The organism is Micromonospora chaiyaphumensis (genome assembly GCF_900091435.1).
Classification (GTDB): domain Bacteria; phylum Actinomycetota; class Actinomycetes; order Mycobacteriales; family Micromonosporaceae; genus Micromonospora; species Micromonospora chaiyaphumensis.
The window spans coordinates 690671-710447 of sequence record NZ_FMCS01000002.1 but is presented as its reverse complement, the minus strand read 5'-3'; the positions used below and the strand labels follow the sequence as shown (position 1 = coordinate 710447).

General features: G+C 72.6%; 22 protein-coding genes and 1 pseudogene. 16 read left to right on the top strand and 7 right to left on the bottom strand.

Annotated features, from left to right (window positions below):
- Positions 1–58: 58 nt before the first annotated feature.
- Together GA0070214_RS09205 and GA0070214_RS09200 are read right to left on the bottom strand one after the other, a co-directional pair.
- Positions 59–796, bottom strand: coding sequence for an ABC transporter permease (locus GA0070214_RS09205; RefSeq protein WP_091261298.1), 738 nt, complete (start codon positions 794–796; stop codon positions 59–61).
- Between the two features lie 8 nt (positions 797–804).
- Positions 805–1692 (bottom strand): ABC transporter ATP-binding protein, encoded by an 888-nt coding sequence (locus GA0070214_RS09200; protein ID WP_091261296.1) that lies wholly within the window; start codon positions 1690–1692, stop codon positions 805–807.
- A 171-nt stretch (positions 1693–1863) separates the two neighbouring features.
- Here GA0070214_RS09200 and GA0070214_RS09195 point away from each other — a divergent pair, with 171 nt between their 5' ends.
- From GA0070214_RS09195 to GA0070214_RS09180, 4 genes are read left to right on the top strand one after another with little or no spacing between them, the layout of a single operon-like run.
- Positions 1864–2184 carry a type VII secretion target gene (locus GA0070214_RS09195; RefSeq protein WP_091261293.1) on the top strand — a complete coding sequence of 107 codons (321 nt, stop codon included), beginning with the start codon at positions 1864–1866 and terminating at the stop codon, positions 2182–2184.
- A gap of 10 nt (positions 2185–2194) precedes the next feature.
- Positions 2195–3121: a WXG100 family type VII secretion target gene (locus GA0070214_RS09190; protein ID WP_091261291.1), complete on the top strand. Its 927-nt coding sequence runs from the start codon at positions 2195–2197 to the stop codon at positions 3119–3121.
- A gap of 11 nt (positions 3122–3132) precedes the next feature.
- A complete protein-coding gene (locus GA0070214_RS09185; protein ID WP_091261289.1) occupies positions 3133–3486 on the top strand; it encodes a YbaB/EbfC family nucleoid-associated protein in 354 nt (117 codons plus the stop codon).
- A 4-nt stretch (positions 3487–3490) separates the two neighbouring features.
- Entirely contained in the window at positions 3491–4093 is a 603-nt protein-coding gene (locus GA0070214_RS09180) for a hypothetical protein (RefSeq protein WP_091261286.1), read from the top strand.
- On the opposite strand, the gene GA0070214_RS09175 is transcribed toward GA0070214_RS09180, so the two are convergent.
- On the bottom strand, positions 4029–5003 hold the full coding sequence (locus GA0070214_RS09175; protein WP_091261284.1) for a DMT family transporter: 975 nt from the start codon (positions 5001–5003) through the stop codon (positions 4029–4031). The two genes, GA0070214_RS09180 and GA0070214_RS09175, sit on opposite strands and share 65 nt — an antisense overlap.
- Before the next feature lie 235 nt (positions 5004–5238).
- On the bottom strand, positions 5239–7278 hold the full coding sequence (locus tag GA0070214_RS09170; protein ID WP_091261281.1) for a HelD family protein: 2040 nt from the start codon (positions 7276–7278) through the stop codon (positions 5239–5241).
- 183 nt (positions 7279–7461) lie between these two features.
- On the opposite strand from GA0070214_RS09170, the gene GA0070214_RS09165 reads away from it, so the two are divergent.
- The 3 genes from GA0070214_RS09165 to GA0070214_RS09155 are packed head-to-tail and all read left to right on the top strand — an operon-like array spanning position 7462 to position 10250.
- Positions 7462–8043, top strand: coding sequence for a winged helix-turn-helix domain-containing protein (locus tag GA0070214_RS09165; RefSeq protein WP_091261515.1), 582 nt, complete (start codon positions 7462–7464; stop codon positions 8041–8043).
- 43 nt (positions 8044–8086) lie between these two features.
- Positions 8087–9364 (top strand): MFS transporter, encoded by a 1278-nt coding sequence (locus tag GA0070214_RS09160; RefSeq protein ID WP_091261279.1) that lies wholly within the window; start codon positions 8087–8089, stop codon positions 9362–9364.
- Between the two features lie 34 nt (positions 9365–9398).
- The gene (locus tag GA0070214_RS09155) at positions 9399–10250 is read left to right on the top strand and encodes a menaquinone biosynthetic enzyme MqnA/MqnD family protein (protein ID WP_091261276.1); all 852 of its coding nucleotides are present in this window, start codon (positions 9399–9401) and stop codon (positions 10248–10250) included.
- A 71-nt stretch (positions 10251–10321) separates the two neighbouring features.
- On the opposite strand, the gene GA0070214_RS09150 is transcribed toward GA0070214_RS09155, so the two are convergent.
- Together GA0070214_RS09150 and GA0070214_RS09145 are read right to left on the bottom strand one after the other, a co-directional pair.
- Positions 10322–11260 carry a serine hydrolase gene (locus GA0070214_RS09150; RefSeq protein WP_091261274.1) on the bottom strand — a complete coding sequence of 313 codons (939 nt, stop codon included), beginning with the start codon at positions 11258–11260 and terminating at the stop codon, positions 10322–10324.
- A complete protein-coding gene (locus GA0070214_RS09145) occupies positions 11260–12225 on the bottom strand; it encodes a hypothetical protein (protein WP_091261272.1) in 966 nt (321 codons plus the stop codon). The genes GA0070214_RS09150 and GA0070214_RS09145 overlap by 1 nt, the downstream gene beginning before the upstream one ends.
- A gap of 371 nt (positions 12226–12596) precedes the next feature.
- Here GA0070214_RS09145 and paaA point away from each other — a divergent pair, with 371 nt between their 5' ends.
- The 5 genes from paaA to paaE are packed head-to-tail and all read left to right on the top strand — an operon-like array spanning position 12597 to position 16305.
- Complete coding sequence (gene paaA / locus GA0070214_RS09140) at positions 12597–13661, top strand: 1,2-phenylacetyl-CoA epoxidase subunit PaaA (RefSeq protein ID WP_091261270.1); 1065 nt, start codon at positions 12597–12599, stop codon at positions 13659–13661.
- Positions 13658–13945, top strand: coding sequence for a 1,2-phenylacetyl-CoA epoxidase subunit PaaB (gene paaB / locus GA0070214_RS09135; protein WP_091261268.1), 288 nt, complete (start codon positions 13658–13660; stop codon positions 13943–13945). The genes paaA and paaB overlap by 4 nt, the downstream gene beginning before the upstream one ends.
- Positions 13942–14667, top strand: coding sequence for a 1,2-phenylacetyl-CoA epoxidase subunit PaaC (paaC, locus tag GA0070214_RS09130; RefSeq protein ID WP_091261266.1), 726 nt, complete (start codon positions 13942–13944; stop codon positions 14665–14667). The genes paaB and paaC overlap by 4 nt, the downstream gene beginning before the upstream one ends.
- A gap of 55 nt (positions 14668–14722) precedes the next feature.
- The gene (gene paaD / locus GA0070214_RS09125) at positions 14723–15199 is read left to right on the top strand and encodes a 1,2-phenylacetyl-CoA epoxidase subunit PaaD (protein ID WP_091261264.1); all 477 of its coding nucleotides are present in this window, start codon (positions 14723–14725) and stop codon (positions 15197–15199) included.
- On the top strand, positions 15196–16305 hold the full coding sequence (gene paaE / locus GA0070214_RS09120; RefSeq protein WP_091261262.1) for a 1,2-phenylacetyl-CoA epoxidase subunit PaaE: 1110 nt from the start codon (positions 15196–15198) through the stop codon (positions 16303–16305). Before paaD ends, paaE begins: the two co-directional genes overlap by 4 nt.
- Positions 16306–16356: 51 nt before the next feature.
- On the opposite strand, the gene GA0070214_RS09115 is transcribed toward paaE, so the two are convergent.
- Positions 16357–16887 carry an LppU/SCO3897 family protein gene (locus GA0070214_RS09115; RefSeq protein ID WP_091261259.1) on the bottom strand — a complete coding sequence of 177 codons (531 nt, stop codon included), beginning with the start codon at positions 16885–16887 and terminating at the stop codon, positions 16357–16359.
- A gap of 253 nt (positions 16888–17140) precedes the next feature.
- On the opposite strand from GA0070214_RS09115, the gene GA0070214_RS09110 reads away from it, so the two are divergent.
- The 4 genes and pseudogenes from GA0070214_RS09110 to GA0070214_RS09095 all read left to right on the top strand — a co-directional run.
- Positions 17141–17419: a type II toxin-antitoxin system Phd/YefM family antitoxin gene (locus GA0070214_RS09110; protein ID WP_091261257.1), complete on the top strand. Its 279-nt coding sequence runs from the start codon at positions 17141–17143 to the stop codon at positions 17417–17419.
- The gene (locus GA0070214_RS09105; RefSeq protein WP_091261254.1) at positions 17416–17826 is read left to right on the top strand and encodes a type II toxin-antitoxin system VapC family toxin; all 411 of its coding nucleotides are present in this window, start codon (positions 17416–17418) and stop codon (positions 17824–17826) included. The genes GA0070214_RS09110 and GA0070214_RS09105 overlap by 4 nt, the downstream gene beginning before the upstream one ends.
- Positions 17827–17897: 71 nt before the next feature.
- Positions 17898–19088, top strand: a complete 1191-nt coding sequence (gene mqnC, locus GA0070214_RS09100) for a cyclic dehypoxanthinyl futalosine synthase (protein WP_091261248.1) — start codon at positions 17898–17900, stop codon at positions 19086–19088.
- A 336-nt stretch (positions 19089–19424) separates the two neighbouring features.
- Positions 19425–19763 (top strand): annotated as a pseudogene (locus tag GA0070214_RS09095) (LPXTG cell wall anchor domain-containing protein); the annotation flags it as partial.
- Positions 19764–19777: the final 14 nt, after the last annotated feature.

The following is a 19777-nucleotide window of genomic DNA, read 5'->3' as shown; positions in this document are numbered from 1 at the left end:
GCCCTGCCGGCATCGTGGCACCGTCCGACCGGCCGCCGGGCCGGAATCGGACAAAAGGTCAGGTGAAGCGGCGCCCCTCGTCCCGCCGGTACGCCCACCCGGCGACCGCGGCGAACACCACGATCCACACGCCGAGCATGACCATGGAGGTCGGGTTCAGCCGCCAGTCGGTCACGGCCGCCCACATCAGCTCCAGCGCACCGCGGGTGGGCACGTAGGGCGCTATCGCGTCGACGAAGCCGGGTGCGTTGTCCGGGCCGAAGAGGAGTCCGCCCCCGAAGGCGAGCGGGAAGAAGATGAGCTGGGCGACCACGATCGCGGCCTTGCTGGGCAGCGAGTAGCCGATGGCCAGCCCGAGCAGCGTGAACGGCACCGAGATCACCGCGACCCCGCCGGCGGCGAGCAGGAACTGCGCCGGGGTGACCCGGGCCGCGGTCGCCACCGCCGCGATCACCACCACCGGGAGCATGGAGAAGTAGGTGATCGCCAGACCGGCCAGGATCCGGCCGGCGAAGCGCGGGCCGGGCCCGGCGGGCAGCGTCCGGCTGTACGAGCTCCACGGCTGGTCGCGGTCCTCGGCGACGCCGATCCCGTACTGGAAGATGTTGGCGCTCATCACCGCGAAGGTGATCATGGCGGCGGTGGCGAAGGTGGCGGCGGTGGGATCGTCACCGGCGAACGGCACGACGAAGAAGAGCATCGTGGCGGCCGGGAAGAACGCGCTGCCGAAGATCGCGACCGGGATCCGGATGATCTCCAGGAGCTGGTAGCGGGCGTGGACCAGGGCGAGCGGCACGGTGTCTCCTAGGCGGGGGTCGGTGCGGGCCGGTCGTCGGCGGTCAGCGCGAGGAACGCCTCCTCCAGCGAGGTGGGCCGGACCTCCAGGTCGCGGAACGCCACGCCGGCCGTGACCAGGCCCCGGACGAGCTGGTCGGCGTCGGTGGTGAGCAGGTGGGTGCGCCCCTCGGTGTGCTCGGTGGCCACCACGCCGGGCAGCGCGGGCAGGTCGTCGGCGACCAGGCTGACCCGGCGTACGCCCACGATGCCGCGGATCGCCGCGACCGAGTCGTCGGCGAGGACGCGGCCGTGCCCGATCACCACCACCCGCTGCGCCAGCGCCTCCACCTCTTCCAGGTAGTGGCTGCTCAGCAGGACCGTGCCGCCCTCGGCGTGGAAGCCGCGGACGGCCTCCCACAGCGTGCGCCGGGCCTCCACGTCCAGCCCGGTGGTGGGTTCGTCGAGGACCACGAGCCGGGGCCGGCCGACGAAGGCGAGCGCCACGGCGAGCCGGCGGCGCTGCCCGCCGGAGAGGCCGCCGGTCTGCCGGCGCACCTGGTCGGAGAGGCCGAACCGGGCGAGCAGCTCGCCCCGGGGCACCGGGTCGGGGAAGTGCGCGGAGACGAAGTCGACCACCTCGCCGACCCGCAGCGTGCCGGGCAGGCCGGTCTCCTGCGGGGTCACCCCGAGCTGCCGGCGGCTCGCCGGGTCGCGCGGGTCGCCGCCGAGCAGCTCGACCCGGCCGGCGGTGGGACGGCGCAGCCCGACCAGCAGGTTGAGCAGGGTGCTCTTGCCGGCGCCGTTCGGGCCGAGCAGGCCCACCAGCTCCCCGGCGCGGACGGTCAGGTCGACCCGGTCCAGGGCCAGCACCTCGCCGTAGCGGCGGCTGACCTGGTCGGCGCGAGCCAGGATCATCGTCAGCTCCTCAGGGGCGGCGGGACCGGGCGGGCATGCTGCCACCTGTCTACCGTGCCGGCGCCAGTCGCACTGCCCCGCGCGGACGGGTGCCCATCGCCTACTGTGGTAATCCCGTTGTCCGGCCGCGCCGGCGACGGGTGACTGGCGACTGGACACTGGGGAGGGTCCATGACGAGTCCGAGCCGGAACCTCGAGGTCCAGCCGGAGGCGTTGACCGCCTTCGCCGCCGCGTCCCGGGACCGGGCCGGCCGCTTCCGCGAGCTGCGCCGCGTCTTCCACGACGGGCACGTGCCCCGGCACGCCTTCGGCATCATGCCGGCGTCGTTCGGCCTCGCCGCCGCCTACGCCGAGCAGTTCGAGGCGTGCCTGCAGGGGCTGGAGGACGGCGCCGAGGTGATGGCCGACATCGCCGAGGGGATCAGCGACACCGCCGAGGCCTACACCGGGACCGACGTGGCGACCACCGACATGTTCACGCCGGGCGCCTGAGGGGAGCCTGATGAGCACCGAGGCGCTGCAGCGCAACAAGACCTACTTCGAGCAGATCGTGTCGGGCACGCCCGACCCGTTCAAGCCGCTCTCCAACGCGGTGCTCTGGCCGTTCGAGCAGCTTCTCGAACTGGTCGCCGGCGAGCCCGACGACCTCATGCAGGCGGCCCAGCTCGCACTCACCACCGGCGAGGCGGTGCGCCAGATCGCTGGCGACCAGATCGCCGACCGGGCGCGGCTACGCGGCGCCTGGGACGGCGACGCGGCGGAGAAGTTCCACGCCTCGATGGAGTCCGTCGAGGAGGCGATCGAGGAACTGGCCAAGGGGCTGGACGGCACCAAGGAGGTGCTGGTCGACGCGGCGAACGCGGCCGTCGACGCGTTCAACCTGCTGGTCGAGCTGATCCTGGAGTTCCTGCTCTGGTTCCTGACCGAGGTGATCATCGCGGCGGTGGCCGCAGTGCTCAGCGCCGGCGTGACGCTGGCCGCCACGGTCGTCCGGGTGCTGGCCCGGCTGGCCACCACGGTGGGCCGCATGGTCAAGATCGTGGCCCGGTTCGCGGAGATCCTCACCAAGCTCGTCACCAAGCTGGAGAAGGTCGCCGAGCTGCTCACCCGCTACCGCAAGGTCGTCATGGAGCTGCGCAAGGCCAAGAAGGCGTACCGGGCGTGGAACAAGTCCGGCTACAGCAAGGAGGCGTTCGCCTTCAAGATCCAGCGGGCCGCCATCCTGTTCCCGGGCAAGTTCGCCATCAACCAGGCGTCGCCCGTCAACATCCCCGGCATCGGCGGCGCGCTGCTCGACACGGGGGTCGGCCTCCACGACGTCTCCGACGGCCACAAGGACCGCAACTACCTGGTGGACGGCACGTACTCGGAGGACCTGGGCCCGTACACCAAGGGTGTGCAGAACGTCTTCGACTCGATCGTGAACTGAGAGGCAGAGCCATGACCTTCCCGGCCCTGGACCGGATCGAGGCGCTCGCCCGCAACCTGGACGGGTGGCAGCGCGAACTCGGCGCGCGGATGGCCGAGCTGGAGCAGAGCAGCGCCGAAGGGGTGAGCGACTCCGGCCTGGTCACTGTCACGGCGGCCGCCGACGGCAGGATTCTCTCCACCGAGATCAACGCGCGGGCCATGCGGCTCGACTCCTACACGCTGGCCGAGGAGTTCACCGCCGCGGCGAACCGGGCCCAGGAGGCCGCCGCCGCCCGGGTCCGGGAGATCGTCGGCGAGGTGATGGGCAACGCGCCCGCCGCGGAGCGCCGCACCGACGACGGCTACCGCCACGACCGATACTGAGCCGATGGACCCCACCGGATACCGCGACCGGATCGGCCAGTTGGTCGAGCCGAACGAGCAGGTGCTGGCGTACGCGAAGGCCGAAGCGGCCCAGGGGGCGGCGCCACCTCCGCCGCCCGACGCGGTAAAGCAGGAGGCGGGCGGCGGCGGGGTGAGCGCCGGGGCGGTGCTGCTCAACCTGATCTCCCCGCTGATCAGTTCCGAGCGGGGTGACCGGCTGGTCGACCGGGTGGTCTGGGGAATCGCCGGGCGCGGCGCCCCCGGCTCCGCCGCCTCCCGGCTCCGCCACGCGCTGCACCCGCCCGGGCCGGACCTGACGGTGCGGGACACCCTGCTGGTGGCGACCGACCGGCGGCTGCTGGTCTGTGTGAGTGGCCCGGTGAAGGTGCTGTCCAGCCGGAAGGACGACGAGCGGTCCGTGGCGGAGACCGGCATCGCCTGGTCGGCGTCGCGCGCCGAGGTCGCCTCGGCCCGGGTGGGCTGGCACCGGCTGAACCCGAAGCGCCTCCGCCTCGACTTCACCGACGGCTCCTGGCTCGCCTTCACCGTGCCGATCGCCGAGTCCGGCCGCCCGCTGCGGGACGTCGCCGGGGCAATCTCCGGCTGATCCGCGCGCCGCGGCTGTTCAGCACGATGGCGGTGGTGATGAGCCCGGCGCCGATGAGCCCGGTCGGGCCGAGCCGATCGCCGAGGAACAGCGTTGCCAGGAGCGTGGCGACGAGCGGTTCCAGCAGTGCGATCAGCGCCGCCGTGCTGGCGGGTGTGGTGTGCAGGCCCCGGAAGTACAGGGCGTACGCCACCGCGGTGGGTGCGGTGCCGAGCAGGAGCAGTAGTCCCACGGACGCCGGTGTCGGGACGAACGCCATGCCGGCCGTCATCGTGGCCGCAGGGGCGAGCACGGCCGTGCCGATGGCGAAGCTCACGCCGGTGGCGGCGAGGTCGTCGAGACCGGTGACGGGCCGGGTGCCGATGAAGGTCATGGTGGCGAAGCCGGCTGCCGACAGCAACGCGAGTCCGGCTCCGGCGAGCACGCTCGCGGCGGTGAGGCCGCCGGACGGCGTGCCGACCAGCAGGGCCAGACCACCGATGGCCAGCGCCACCGTGGCGAGCATCCGCGGGCTGACCCGCCGCCGCCCGGTGATCCATTCGGCGGACAGGACCAGGGCAGGTGAGGCGCCGATCGTGAGCAGGGTGGCGAGGCTGACGTTGGTGAGCGACACCGCCCCGAAGAAGCAGGCCTGGAAGACGGCGGCGAGCAGCCCGTTCACGATCATCCGGACCCACGCATGACGGCCACGCGGCAGCGGTCGCCGGGTCAGGCCGAGCGAGACGAGGAGAAGTGCGCCGCCGGCGCCGAGCCGGTAGGCCGCCACCGCCAGCGGTGACAGCCCCGTTTCGTGGGCGAGGAGGCTGCCGGTGGGGCCACCGGTGCCCCACAGCACGCCGGCGAGGACAAGAGACCACAGGCCGGTGGCGGGGCGTCGGGCGGTGGCCACCGGGTGTTCGGAGACAAGCATGAAGAAATCGCTCCTGCGACGAAGGGAATCGGGTCGCGGAAGCGGGGCGTGTCGAACTCAGCGATGGATGGACCGCGCGCCCAGCCGGTGAAGGCTGGACACGGTGAGCAGAACCGCCCCGCTCAGGAGCGCGGCGGGGAGATGATGTCGAAGATCCGGCCCATGATCCGATCCTAAGCGCCGCCGGTGGACGAACGAAGGAATTTCCCGAGCGCCGGGAGGCCGCCGGCCGGGCTCAGCCGGCCAGCGGGGCGGGCAGCGGCTCCCGGTGCAGCACGGCCAGCCGGGACACCGCCCGGGTCAGCACCACGTAGAGGCGGTGCAGGCCACGCGGCTCGGCGGCCACGATCGCGGCCGGCTCGACGACCACCACGTGGTCGTACTCCAGGCCCTTGACCAGGGTCGCCGGGACCACGGTGACGCGCTCCGCGGCCTCCACGTCGTCGGCGGTCGCGGTCGGGACGCCCGCGTCGGCGAGGGCCGCGCGGAGCCGGTCCACCATGTCGTCGGCGGCGATCACGCCGACCGAGCCGTCGTGCGCCAGCGCCGCCCGCACCTCGGCCACCGCCGCGGCCGTCAGGTCCTCGACGGTACGCACGTCGAGCGCCCCGTCGCGCCGCAGCGACTGCGCCGGGGGCACGTCGACGGCGAGCGCCGGCAGCAGGCGGTTGGCGAAGGCGACCACCGCGGCCGGCACCCGGAAGCCGATGCTCAGCGGCACCACGGACGCGTCCGGCTTGCCGAGGTGGGCCAGGGACTCCCGCCAGTCGGTGGCCGCCCACGGCGCGGTGCCCTGGGCCAGGTCGCCGAGGAGGGTGATCGAGCCGTGCTCGCTGCGCCGGGCGATGGCCCGGCACTGCATCGGAGAGAGGTCCTGCGCCTCGTCGACCACCACGTGCCCGAATCCGGCGGGCCGCTCCAGCAGCCCGGCGGCCTCGTCGATGAGCACCGCGTCCGCGGCGGTCCAGCGGGTCGCCTTCGGGGTACGCCCCACCGGGCCGGACCGGAACAGCTCCTGCTCCTCGGCCGTGAGCAGGCCGTCGGTGGCGGCGGCGAGTGCCTCGGGATCGGTGCGCAGCCGGTGCAGCAGCCCCTCGGGCGTGAGCGCCGGCCAGACCGCGTCGAGGAACTCGGTGACCGGCTTCGCCCTGCTCATCCGGCGCAACCAGGCGTCGCTGGGCGACTCGGCCCGGCGCGCCTCGGACTGGCGCTGCAGCAGCCCCACCACGCGCGCGCGGACCCGGTCCCGGCCGGTCGCGTACGGCAGGTCCTCGCGGCGGGTCTCCTCGACCAGCCGGTGCAGCGGGTCGAGGCCGATCCGCCAGCGGAACGAGCCGTCCGAGACCATGATCGGCTCGGTGGGCGTGCCGATGTGCGCGTCGACCGCGCGGCGCAGCGTCTCGGCCATCCGGACGTCGTGCTTGAGGGTGGCCACCGCCGGGGCGTCGACCGCGCGTACCGGCACCCGGGCGACCAGGTCCTCCACCGTGGCCTGCTCGACCTCGACCTCGCCGAGCGCCGGCAGCACCGCCGCGATGTAGGACATGAACGCCCGGTTCGGCCCGACGATCAGCACGCCCGACCGGCGCAGCCGCTCCCGGTGCAGGTAGAGCAGGTACGCGGCGCGGTGCAGCCCGACGGCCGTCTTACCGGTGCCCGGCGCGCCCTGGACGCAGATCGAGTCGGCCAGGTCGGCCCGGACCAGCTCGTCCTGCTCGGGCTGGATGGTGGCGACGATGTCGCGCATCGGGCCGACGCGGGGGCGCTCGATCTCGGCCGTGAGGATGCGGCTGGCGGTGCCCAGCTCCTCGCCGCGATCCAGGCGCTCGTCCTCGAAGCTGGTCAGCACCCCCGTGCTGAACCCGAACCGGCGCCGGACCGCGACACCCTGGGGGTCCCGGGCGCTGGCCCGGTAGAACGAGCGGGAGACCGGGGCCCGCCAGTCCAGCACGAGCGGTTCGCCCAGCTCGTCGGTGACGTGCCGGCGCCCGACGTGGTAGTCGCGTCCGGCGTGGTCCGGATCGGTCTCCCCGAAGTCGAGGCGGCCGAAGAAGAGCGGGGTGGTCGGGTCGTCGGCGAGTTCCTTGACCCGCCGGGCCATGTGCCGGCCGAGCTGCTCGGCGGTGTACGCGTCCCCGGCCACCTTGTCGCCGGTGGCGAAGAGGGACTCGGCGCGCTCGCGCATCCGGCGCAGCGCTTCGCGGGAGGTGTCCAGGTGGGCGCGCTCGGCGACCAGCTCGGCATCGAGGGTCTGTTCTTGGGCGTGCAGGGTCATCCACGTACTCCTCGTCACGGGGAACAACGCTGCCGCTCGCGTTTCCGACCTCGGGTCGGCGCGGGGACGTCCTGTGCGGTGCTACTCACCACGGCCGTCAGGCGGGACAGAGCAGCTTACTCCGGTCGGGTCGGTGGGCAACCGAATTTCCCCGGCGCCGGCCGGCGGGGAATCATGGGTGACATGACCGAGGCGCGTCCGGAGCAGCGCCGGGTGACGATCAGCGACCCGCAGGTTATGCGGGCGCTGGCCCACCCGGCCCGTATGGCGATCATGGAGCATCTCAGCACGGTGGAGGGCGGTGCGACCGCCACCGAGTGTGCCGAGATCGCCGGCCTGTCCCCGAGCGCCACGAGCTATCACCTGCGGGAGCTGGCGAAGTTCGGCCTCATCGAGGAGGCCCCGAGCCGGGGCGACGCCCGGGAGCGGGTGTGGCAGGCGTTCAGCCCGTCCTACCACGTCGAGTCCGGGCAGGACGCGGACTCCGAGGCCCGGGCCGCCGAGCTGGCCCTGGTCGACGCGCACCTGGCCCGGGACGGCCAGCGCGCCCGGGACTGGATCCGCCGCGCCCCGGACGAGCCCCGCGACTGGTATCAGGCGGCCTGGTTCAGCGACAGCCTGCTCCAGGTCACCGCCGAGGAGCTGACCGAGCTGAACGAGGCCGTCCAGGCGCTGCTCAGCCCCTATCGGCGGCGGCTGCGGCCCGACCCGCCGGAGGGCTCCCGGACGGTCGCGGTGCAGTACCGGGCGCTGCCGCTCGACTGAGCCCGGGGTTGCGCAGCCAGGTGTGAAGAATTATTTTCGAAATATGCCCTTCGCATCTGGTCCGTCGCGCTGGTCGGACGTCTGGCTCGCCACCGCCGCCCGTGGCGTCTCCAGCTGCGGGGACTTCCTCGCCGCGAGCGCGCTGACGCTGGCGCTCCAGTCGGCCGGGGCCGGCGGGCTCGCCGTCTCCGGGCTGCTGCTCGCCGCCACGCTGCCGCTGGTCGCGCTCGCCCCGCTGACCGGCCGGCTCGCCGACCGCGTGGACAGCCGGGTCCTGCTGGTGACCGCCGGGCTCGGCCAGGCCGCGATCTGCCTGGCGCTCGCGTACGCCGGGCACCCCGCCCTGATCATCGCGCTGGTGGCGCTGCTCGCCGCCGGGCTCGCCGTCACCCAGCCGGTGCTCTCGGCGCTGGTGCCGGTCATGGTCCGGGCCGAGGACCTGCCCCGGGCCGGCGCGCTGAACCAGACCGCCGGCACCCTGGGCGCACTCGCCGGTCCGGCGCTGGCCGGGCTGCTCGTCGGCCAGTTCGGCACCCGGGTGCCGCTGCTCGTCGACGCCGCGAGCTACCTGGCGCTGGTGGCGGCCGGCCTGCTCATCCGTACCCGACGGGGTGGCCGGCGGTCCACCGTGCCGGCCGCCGCCGGCACGACGCCGCCGCCCGCCTGGCGGTTCCGGCACGACCCGCTGCTCGTGGTGATGGTGGGCAGCCTCGCCGCGGTGGTCGCCGCGGTCGGCGCCATCAACGTCATCGAGGTCTTCTTCATCCGGGAGACCCTGCACAGCACCACCACGGTCTACGGCCTGGTCACCGGCGCCTGGCCGCTGGGCATCGTGCTGGGCGGCTGGCTGTTCGCCCGGCTCGCCCGCCGGCTCACCGACGACGGGTCGCTGCTCGGCGCCGGGCTGGTCCTGCTCGGCGGCTGCTGCCTCGCGGTGCTCGCCTCGGCCGCGGTGCCGTCGGCGTGGCTGCTCGTGCCGATCTGGCTGATCGGTGGGGTGGGCAACGGTGGCGACAACGTCTTCAACAACCTGCTGCTGGCCCGGCGGGTGCCCGAGGCGGCCCGCGGCCGGGCCTTCGCCGTCTTCGGGTCCGCGGTCCAGGGCGCCGGGATGGCCGGCTACCTGATCGGCGGCCTGCTGCTGGAGGTGGCCGCGCCCCGGCCGCTGGTCGCCGGCTGCGGGGTGGCCGGCGTGCTGGTGGTCGTGGCGGCGGCCCGGCCGGTGTGGCGGGCCGTCCGCGCCGAGCGCTCCGCGCGCGCGGTCGCCGCGTTCACGGCCGAGCGGCCTGCGGAGTTGGCCACTCCGACCCCCTCCCGCTGAACCGGCCCGGTGTGGCAGGGATACGGTCGGGGTCATGGCCGATCGCATCGCCCGCCCGCGCGTGGGGCACATCCAGTTCCTCAACTGCCTGCCCATCTACTGGGGGCTCATGCGGTCCGGCGCGCTGATCGACGTCGACCTGCACAAGGACTCGCCGGACCGGCTGAACGCCGCGCTGGTCGCCGGTGACCTGGACATCGGCCCGATCTCCCAGGTGGAATACCTGCGGCACGCCGACGAGCTGCTGCTCCTGCCGGACCTGGCGGTCGGCAGCGACGGCCCGGTGCTCTCGGTCAACGTGGTGTCCACCCGGCCCCTCACCGAGCTGGACGGCGCCCGGGTGGCGCTCGGCTCCACCTCGCGCACCGGGGTGCTGCTGGCCCAGCTCCTGCTCGCGGAGCGGTACGGGGTCCGCCCTGACTACTTCCGCTGCCCGCCGGACCTGACCCAGATGCTGCTCGAGGCCGACGCCGGGGTGGTGATCGGCGACGTGGCGCTGCGCGCCCTCTACGAGGCGCCGCGCAAGGGGCTGGCGGTGACCGACCTCGGGCAGGCCTGGCGCGAGTGGACCGGCCTGCCGATGGTCTTCGCCGTCTGGGCGGTCCGCCGGGACTTCGCCGCCGCCCACCCCGGCCGGGTCAAGGAGGTGCACGAGGCGTTCCTGCGCTCGCGCGACCTGTGCCTGGCCGAGCTGGACCAGGTGGCCGAGGCCGGGGCCCGCTGGGAGCCGTTCGACGCGGAGACCCTGGCGACCTACTTCCGTACCCTCGACTTCTCCCTGGGCGAGCGGCAGGTGGCCGGCCTGCGCGAGTTCGCCCGCCGTGCGGCCGCCATCGGCGAGGCCCCCGCCCTGCCCGAGGGCGGGCCGGAGTTCTTCCAGGGCTGACGCCCTCCACGACGACGAAGCGGCGGTGCCCCGGTGGACCGGGACACCGCCGCTTCGCGCAGCGGGTGAAATCAGGTGGCGTCGCGGAGCAGCGCCTCGGTGATCTTCTCGCAGGCGTCCATGCCGTACTGCCAGGAGCCGGCGGCGCTGAACGGGGTCTTGACCATCACGCCCATCGTCCAGGTGTCGCCGATCGCCAGGCAGTTGACGTGGTATTCCCGCTCCTTCTGCCGGTCGATCCAGCCGTTCTTGATGGCGATCTGCTTCTGTTCGGCGGCGGGGAAGGCCTTGCGGATGCCGAAGTCGCCGTCACCGCGGACCAGCCGCATCTCGTTGAGCAGCCACTTGGTCCACTTCGGCCCGGCGGCCCGGCCGTCGTCGATGCAGAGGCCGAGCCGCGCGGTGTCCCGGGGCGACAGCATCGTCCGGCTCCAGCCGCCGTCGCTGGCGACCTTGCTGTCGGTCAGCTTGCAGATCGAGATCAGCCGCTTGATCGAGGCAGAACCACCCACGCTCTCGTAGAACTCCTGGGCCCGGGTGTTGTCGCTGTCCCGGATGATCCGCGTGGCGTCGTCCAGCTTCGCGTCGCTCGGGGTCCTGCCTGCCTCGGCGCTCCGGCGCAGGTAGTCGGCGACAACCCAGGATTTGATCAACGACGCGGTGGTGCTGGTCTCGTTCATGTTCTTCGAGCCGATGATCTCGCCGGTCCGCTTGTCCAGCACGCTCCAGGAGTACCAGCCCTTGATGTCCAGGTCGCTCAGGTCCTGAGCCTGGAACGGCAGCGGCTCCAGCGACGGCGACGGCGACGGCTCGGGGCGCGCGTTGCGATCGGTGGGCGTGTTCGAGGACCGCGTGCCCGCCGCGGGCGAATGCGAGCCGGCCGGGGGGCGTAGGGGAGAGCCCGGCACGAACCTGAGCGAGACGAGCACCAGGCCGACCAGGATCACGGCGACGGCGCTGTAGGCCAGCGGGCGGCGGTCACTGCCCGGCCGGCGCCGGCTGCCCGCCATCAGAGCTTCCCGACCGGCTGCTGCGGCACCTTGAGGGCGGCGCCGGGCTGCGGGGTCACGAGCTGGGTGGCGACACTGGCGCAGACCTTCGCGCCGTACGAGGGGGTCTTCGGGTCACCGGTGCCGGGATAGCGCATCATCACGGCCAGGGTCCAGTCGTCGGCCACCGCGAGGCAGTTGACGTGCCACTGGCCGTCGGCCCAGAGCATGGTGAAGCCGTTCTTGATGCTGACCGGGCCCTGCGACGTGATCGACTCGGGCAGGCCGTCGACGATGCCCCAGTGACCGCCCTGGACGGCCTCGGACTTCTGGTCCTTGACGCCGCCGCGCACGTGAGCCATCTCGTTCAACACCCACTTCGTCCACTTGGGCCCGGCGGCGGTGCCGTCACCGATGCAGTCGCCCATGCGCACCGCGTCGCGCGGCGACATCTGGGTGTACGCCCACTTGGCCTTGGTGGGTTCAATCTTCGTGTCGGTCAGCTTGCACATCTTGATCAGCCGGAGCAGCACCGGCTTGCGGCCGCCGGCGTTGTAGAGCGCCTCGGCCGAGATGTCGTTGCTGTCCCGGATCGCGGTCTCGGCCTGCTTCTTGCGCGTGGCGCTGGGCTCCTTGCCGTCGAGCTCGCGCAGGTAGTCGGAGACGATCCACGCCTTGATCATCGACTCGGTCGAGTTGGTCGACGTCATGTTCGGCGCGCCGCTGATCTTGCCGGTCTTCCGGTCCATCAGCGCCCAGGAGAAGAACTTGCCCTTGAAGTTCACCGAGACCGGCCCCGCGGCCAGCGTCGGCTCCGGAGGCGCGGTCGGTGCGGGCGTGGGAACCTGCGCCACGCCGCCGCCGATGCCGCCGAGACCGCTGATCCCGTCGCCGCCGGAGAGCTTGGCGTACGCAGCGGGGACCAGCATGCCGCCACCGAGAAGGACCGCCACGATGGCGAGCACCATGGTCACGCGAGGTCGCATGAGTGGGTGAACTCCAGATTGTCTGGCCGGGGGGACCGGCGCTTTCCGAATGTGTTTCGGCCTGATCGCCGAGGCCGGGGGAATGGCCTGGAGCCGGTGGCGATCGTCAGCAGCCGATCGGTGTGCCGGGCGAAGTCTACTTCCGGACAGGCCGGATGCCAGATCCCGACGCCCGGCAACTCGCCGTGATGGCGGGACATTGGGCCGCTATGCCGTCCTTGTGAGGATTCATCTTCTCCGCGTGGTGGACGTCACAGCGTTCCAGCAGGTCAGGGGTCGTCACGGGAAGCGGTCGCCCGGTGACAGAAGGTGGGTCGGGAAACCTGTTACACCCTCTGGTGTCATCGGGCGCGAGCTGTAACACTGGCCTCATGTATGGCAATGACTTCGCCCCGCCCGAGGACGGCCCGGGCGGCGGCCTGCTCGGCGAGGTGGAGGCGGCGGAGGCCGCGCTGCGCGAGGCGGCGGCGCGCGCCCGGCGCGGCGGCCCGGCGCCGGACGAGGACTTCGCGGCGTACTTCGCGGACGTGATCGACGCCGACCAGAAGATCGAGCCGCGGGACTGGATGCCGGAGGCGTACCGGAAGACGCTGATCCGGCAGATCGCCCAGCACGCGCACTCCGAGATCATCGGCATGCAGCCGGAGGGCAACTGGATCAGCCGGGCCCCCTCGCTCAAGCGCAAGGCGATCCTCCTGGCCAAGGTGCAGGACGAGGCCGGCCACGGCCTCTACCTCTACGCCGCCGCGGAGACGCTCGGCGTCAGCCGCGACGAGCTGGTCGAGCTGCTGATCGACGGCCGGCAGAAGTACAGCTCGATCTTCAACTACCCGACCCTGACCTGGGCCGACGTGGGCGCGATCGGCTGGCTGGTCGACGGCGCCGCGATCGTCAATCAGGTCCCGCTGTGCCGCTGCTCCTACGGCCCCTACGCCCGCGCCATGATCCGGGTCTGCAAGGAGGAGTCGTTTCACCAGCGCCAGGGCTACGAGATCCTGCACACCCTGGCCCACGGCACCCCGGAACAGAAGGCCATGGCCCAGGACGCGGTGGACCGCTGGTGGTACCCGTCACTGGCCATGTTCGGCCCGCCGGACGGAGACTCCACGCACAGCGCCCAGTCGATGGCCTGGAAGATCAAGCGTTTCTCCAACGACGAGCTACGCCAGCGCTTCGTCGACATGTGCGTGCAGCAGGCGGAGATCCTCGGCCTCACCATCCCCGACCCGGACCTGCGGTGGAACGAGCAGCGGCAGGCCCACGACTACACCCAGCCCGACTACGACGAGCTGATGCAGGTGATCAAGGGCAACGGGCCGTGCAACCGGGAGCGGATGGAGCACCGGCGCCGGGCCCACTCCGACGGCGCCTGGGTGCGGGAGGCCGCCGCGGCGTACGCGGCGAAGCAGCGGAACAAGGAGAAGGTGGCGGCATGAGCACGGACCATTCGCCTCTCTGGGAGGTCTTCGTGCGGGCCCGGCGCGGGCTGTCGCACACCCACGTCGGCAGCCTGCACGCCCCCGACGCCGAGCTGGCCCTGCGCAACGCCCGGGACCTCTACACCCGGCGCCAGGAGGGCGTGTCGATCTGGGTGGTGCCGGCGAGCGCGATCACCGCGTCCAGCCCGGACGAGAAGGACGCCTTCTTCGACCCGGCGGCGGACAAGGTCTACCGCCACCCCACCTTCTACGAGGTGCCGGACGGGGTGGCCCACCTGTGAGCAGCCCGTTCGACTTCACCCTCGCCCTGGGCGACGACGCGCTGATCGCGGCGCAGCGGCTCGGCGAGTGGACCTCCCGTGCGCCGGAGATGGAGGAGGACATCGCCCTGGCCAACATCGCCCTCGACCAGCTCGGCGCGGCCCGCCTGCTGCTCACGTACGCGGGCGAGCTGGAGGGCGCCGGGCGCGACGAGGACGCGCTGGCCTACCTGCGTGGCGACCGGGAGTTCCACAACTGCCTCCTGGTCGAGCTGCCCAACGGCGACTTCGGCGTGACCATGGCGAAGCTGTTCTTCCTGGCCGCCTACCAGCTCCCGCTCTACACCGCGCTGAGCGGGTGCGCCGACGAGCGGCTGGCCGCCATCGGGGCGAAGGCGCGCAAGGAGTCGGCGTACCACCTGGACCACGCCTCGCTCTGGGTGAAGCGGCTCGGCGACGGCACCGACGAGTCGCACCGGCGCATGCAGGACGCGGTCGACCAGGTGTGGCCGTACACCCAGGAACTCTTCACCGCGGACCCGGCGGCGCCGGTCGACCCGGCCACCCTGCGGGCCGACTTCGACGCCGTCGTGTCCGCGGTGCTCGACGAGGCGACGCTGACCCGGCCGGCGGACGGCTGGGCGCCCGGTGGCGGCCGGTCCGGCGTCCACACCGAACACCTCTCCTACCTGCTGGCCGAGATGCAGGTGCTGCACCGCGCCCACCCGGGGGCGAAGTGGTGAGCGCGAGGAGTGCAGCGAAGCGGAGCCCCGCAGTCGCGAACGAAAGGGGGCACTGGTGACGGACCCCAGGGCGGCCGTGGCGGCGGTGGTGGACCCGGAGATCCGGGTCGTCACCATCGACGAGCTGGGCATCCTGCGGTCGGTCGACGAGGACGCGGCCACCGGCCGGGTCGTCGTCACCATCACCCCCACCTACACCGGCTGCCCGGCCATGGACGTGATCCGGGCGGACATCCGCCGCGCGCTCGCCGCCGCCGGCCATCCGGACGCCGAGGTCCGGACGGTGTACGCCCCGGCGTGGAGCACCGACTGGATCTCCGAGGGCGGCCGGGCCAAGCTGGCCGCCGCCGGCATCGCGCCACCCGCGCCGGTGCGCGGCGGGTCCGTCGTCCCGCTCACCCTGGCCGTCCGCTGCCCGCGCTGCGGCTCCCCGGAGACCGAGCAGGTCAGCCGGTTCGGCTCCACCGCATGCAAGGCCCTGTGGCGCTGCCGCTCCTGCTCCGAACCCTTCGACCACCTGAAGGCGCTGTGACTGTCACGATCACCCGACCGGTCCGCCGCCGGCCGGCCTTCCACCCGCTGCCCGTCGCCGCCGTCGACCGGCTCACCGACGACGCCGTGGCGATCACCTTCGCCGTGCCCGAGGAGCTGCGGGAGACGTTCGCGTTCTCCGCCGGGCAACACCTGACCGTCCGGCGGGTCGGTGCGGACGGGGCGGACGTGCGGCGGTCGTACTCGATCTGCTCGACCCCCGACGACCTGGCCCGGCACGGCCGCCTGCGGATCGGGGTGCGGGAGGTTCCCGGCGGCGCCTTCTCGGCGTACGCCTGCGGCGCCCTGCGCGGCGGCGACACGGTCGAGGTGCTGCCCCCGCTCGGGCACTTCACCTCCGCGTTCGCCCCGGACCGGGTGCGCCACTACGGCGCGGTGGTCGCCGGCTCCGGCATCACCCCGGTGCTCTCGCTGGTCGCGACCGCGCTGTCCGTCGAGCCGGCCAGCACCTTCACCCTGGTGTACGGCAACCGCACGGCGAACACGGTGATGTTCGCCGAGGAGCTGGCCGACCTGAAGGACCGCTGGCCGACCCGGCTGCACCTGGTGCACGTGCTCTCCCGGGAGATGGGCGAGTCCGCGCTGCTGTCCGGGCGCATCGACGCCGATCGGCTGACCCGGCTGCTCGACACCGTCGTCCCCGCCGACGCGATCGAGGAGTGGTTCCTCTGCGGTCCGTACGGGATGGTGGTGGACGCCAAGGAGGTGTTCGCCGGCCGGGGCGTGCCCGACTCGGCGGTGCACGCCGAGCTGTTCCACGTCGACGCGCCGCCGGAGCCGATCCGCCGCCCGACCGACGAGCCCGGCGCCGGCGCCGAGGTGACGATCGTGCTGGACGGGCGCTCGTCGAGCTTCACCATGGGCCGCGACGAGCGGGTGCTGGACGCAGCGCTCAAGGTCCGCGGCGAGCTGCCCTACGCCTGCAAGGGCGGGGTCTGCTCGACCTGCAAGGCCAAGGTGGTCGCCGGCGAGGTGACCATGGCCCGCAACTACGCGCTGGAGCCGGACGAGGTGGCCGCCGGCTACGTGCTCACCTGCCAGTCCAGCCCGGTCACCGACAAGCTCACCGTCGACTACGACGCCTGACGGCGCCGCGCGCCGGTTCCTGCCCGTGCAGGCGCCGGCGCGCGGCGACGGTCAGCGATTCTGGCCGAGGCAGAGGAGGAGCTTCTGCGAGTCGCGCTCCTCGGTGTAGGCCGCGACCGCGCCGGCGAACCGGTCGCACCGGGCGTCGTCGGTGGTGTCCTCGACCTTGCCCACGATGACGTAGGTCGCCGTCTGGTCGCCGCAGTCGACGACGCTGACGGACGGGTCGGTGTCCGTGCCGGTGGCGCTGACGCAGGCGCCCACGTCGGCGTAGGACGGGTCCGTGGAGATCGACCACCCGACGGCGAAGGCGATCACCACGGGAACGACGAGACCGAACACGGCGGCCCGCCGGAACACCGGCTTGCCCGGCGTCGCGGGTGTGCCCGGGGCACCCGGCACGGGTTCGCCGAGGCGGCCGAGCCGCACGCGGGTGATGAGGTTCCCGATGAGGACCAGCGGCGTGATGATCATCGAGAGGAACCCCCACCAGCCCTGCCAGAGGGTCTTCGCGCTCATGTCCCGGCAGACGGCGATGCCGCACGACCGGCAGAACGGGCCGTGCTGGGTGAGGACGCGCATGAAGATGAGGAAACCCTGGTGCCCGTGGAGCGTTGCCTTGATCGCGGGTACGAGCCGCAGCAGCGGCAGGTGAGGGTGGCGCCGGGCCAGGCCGCGGGCTGGGGCGCGGGCGGGACCAGGGGGGTGTTGGCGAAGGGTGCGGTCACGATTCGTCCTTGATCGAAGTCTGAGAGCACCGCACGATAAGCCAAGATCAGTAAATCCGTTGTCCCGCCGGCGCGCTCCGTAGAACAAACCGTTCTACAATCGGAGCATGGAGCAGATCGCGGTCCGGGAACTCAACCAGCACACGAGCCGGGTGCTGGCCCGGGTCCGTGCGGGCGAGACGGTCGAGGTGACCGATCGCGGCGAGCCGATCGCCCGTCTCGTCCCGGTGCTGGCCGGCGACGCGCTCCTCGGCCGCCTGGTTGCCGAGGGGCGGGCGACCGCACCAACCGCGGCCGGGCCGATTCCGATGCCTCCGGTGCTCGGCGACCCCGCCGTGGACGTCGCCGCCGTCCTGGCGGACGCGCGTGACGAGGAGCGCTGGTGATCTATCTCGACTCGGCGGCCGTCATCAAGATGCTCCGGCGTGAGGACGAGACGCCCGATCTGATCGCCTGGCTCAATGACCACGCCGGAGCGCCACTTGTCTCGTCGGCCCTGGTCGAGGTCGAGGTGCCGCGGGCGTTGCGTCGTGCCGCGCCGCAGGCGCTGGTCGGCGTCCCGTCGGTGCTGGGGCGGCTCTACCGGGTCGAGATCGACGCGGCGGTCCGGGCGGCGGCCGGTGCGTATGCGGAACCCCTGCTGCGCAGCCTGGACGCCATTCACCTCGCCACGGCGGAGAATCTGGCCCGCCAGGCCGGCGCCGACTTCGTCGCGTTCGTCACCTACGACCGGCGACTGCTGGGCGCCGCGAAGTCGGTCGGCCTTGTGGTGGCCAGCCCGGGGATGAACTGAGCCGGGCGGAGGCGTCACATCGGCGAGCACCCCCGGCGGGTTCGGCGTCACAGCGGCGTACCCTCGGGGACGTGACGGTGAGCCGGGAGATCGACGACATCCTGCAGCGCGGCGCGGACGGCGGGCGGATCACGCCCGAGGAGGCCCTGCTGCTCTACACCGAGGCGCCCTTCCACCCGCTGGGCGAGGCGGCCGACGCGGTGCGCCGGCGGCGCTACCCGGACAACATCGTCACCTACCTGATCGACCGCAACATCAACTACACGAACGTCTGCGTGACGGCGTGCAAGTTCTGCGCCTTCTACCGCGCGCCCAAGCACAAGGAGGGCTGGACCCACCCGACCGAGGAGATCCTGCGCCGGTGTGGCGAGGCGGTCGAGCTGGGCGCCACCCAGGTGATGCTCCAGGGCGGCCACCACCCGGACTACGGCGTGGAGTACTACGAGGAGCTGTTCTCCGCCGTCAAGCAGGCGTACCCGCAGCTCGCCATCCACTCGATCGGCCCGAGCGAGATCCTGCACATGGCCAAGGTCTCCGGGGTGAGCCTGGACGAGGCGATCGCGCGGATCAAGGCCGCCGGTCTGGACTCGATCGCCGGCGCCGGCGCCGAGATGCTGCCGGACCGGCCGCGCCGGGCGATCGCGCCGCTCAAGGAGTCGGGCGCGCGCTGGCTGGAGGTCATGGAGCTGGCGCACCGGCAGGGCCTGGAGTCGACGGCGACCATGATGATGGGCACCGGCGAGACCCACGTCGAGCGGATCGAGCACCTGCGGATGATCCGCGACGTGCAGGACCGCACCGGCGGCTTCCGCGCGTTCATCCCGTGGACCTACCAGCCGGAGAACAACCACCTGAAGGGCCGCACCCAGGCGACCACCTTGGAATACCTGCGGCTGATCGCGGTGGCCCGGCTCTTCTTCGAGACCGTGCCGCACCTGCAGGCGTCGTGGCTGACCACCGGCAAGGACGTCGGTCAGCTCGCCCTGCACATGGGGGTGGACGACCTCGGCTCGATCATGCTGGAGGAGAACGTCATCTCCTCGGCCGGCGCCCGGCACCGCTCGAACCTGCACGAGCTGATCTCGATGATCCGCACGGCCGACCGCATCCCCGCCCAGCGGGACACCCTCTACAACCGCCTCGCGGTGCACCACACCCCGGCCGACGACCCGAGCGACGAGCGGGTGGTCTCGCACTTCTCCTCGATCGCCCTGCCGGGTGGCGGGGTCGGGAAGTCGCTCCCGCTGGTCGAGGTCAACTGACGACCCCCGGTCCCTCCACCGAACGGCCGGGTCGACGGCCGGCCAGGTAACAGGACGGCTGCGACCAGCGCGACCTTGGCCCGCGCGACGCCGCCGGCCGCTACGCTGCGCCTGACGGTCGTCCTCCATCGGCCCGCGAGGGTCGTTCACATAACGCACGGCAGCAGGGGCGGGATGGGTCACCATCCCGCCCCTGCTGTCGCTGTCTCCGCACAGGACGGACGAATCCATCGATCAGCTTCTGGCGCTGCGGGACGTCGCTCCGGTAGCACGAGGAGCAGGACCTGGGCGGCCTGGCGACGGCGTACTGCGAGGACGGTCGCGCGGTGCTGGCGCCGGGCGAGTACTACAACGCAGCGGCGCACCTTCACCGAGACCGACGACGGCGACAACACCGCCCAGTTCGACGTCTTCGTCGACCTGAGCACGGAGCCCACCCCGACCCCGACCCCGACTCCGACCGCGGAGCCGACGCCGACCGGTGGCGCGACGGCGAGTCCCGCGCCGACCGGGGGCGGCGGTGCCGGCGGCGGCCTGCCGGTGACCGGTGTGCAGGTCGGGTTGATCGGTGGGATCGGCGCGGCCATCCTGCTGGCCGGCGGGGCGCTGCTGGTGCTCTCCCGCCGCCGGAAGGTCGTTCTCGTCACCCCGACCGACGAGCGGACCGAGGACTGACCGACCTGGACAGC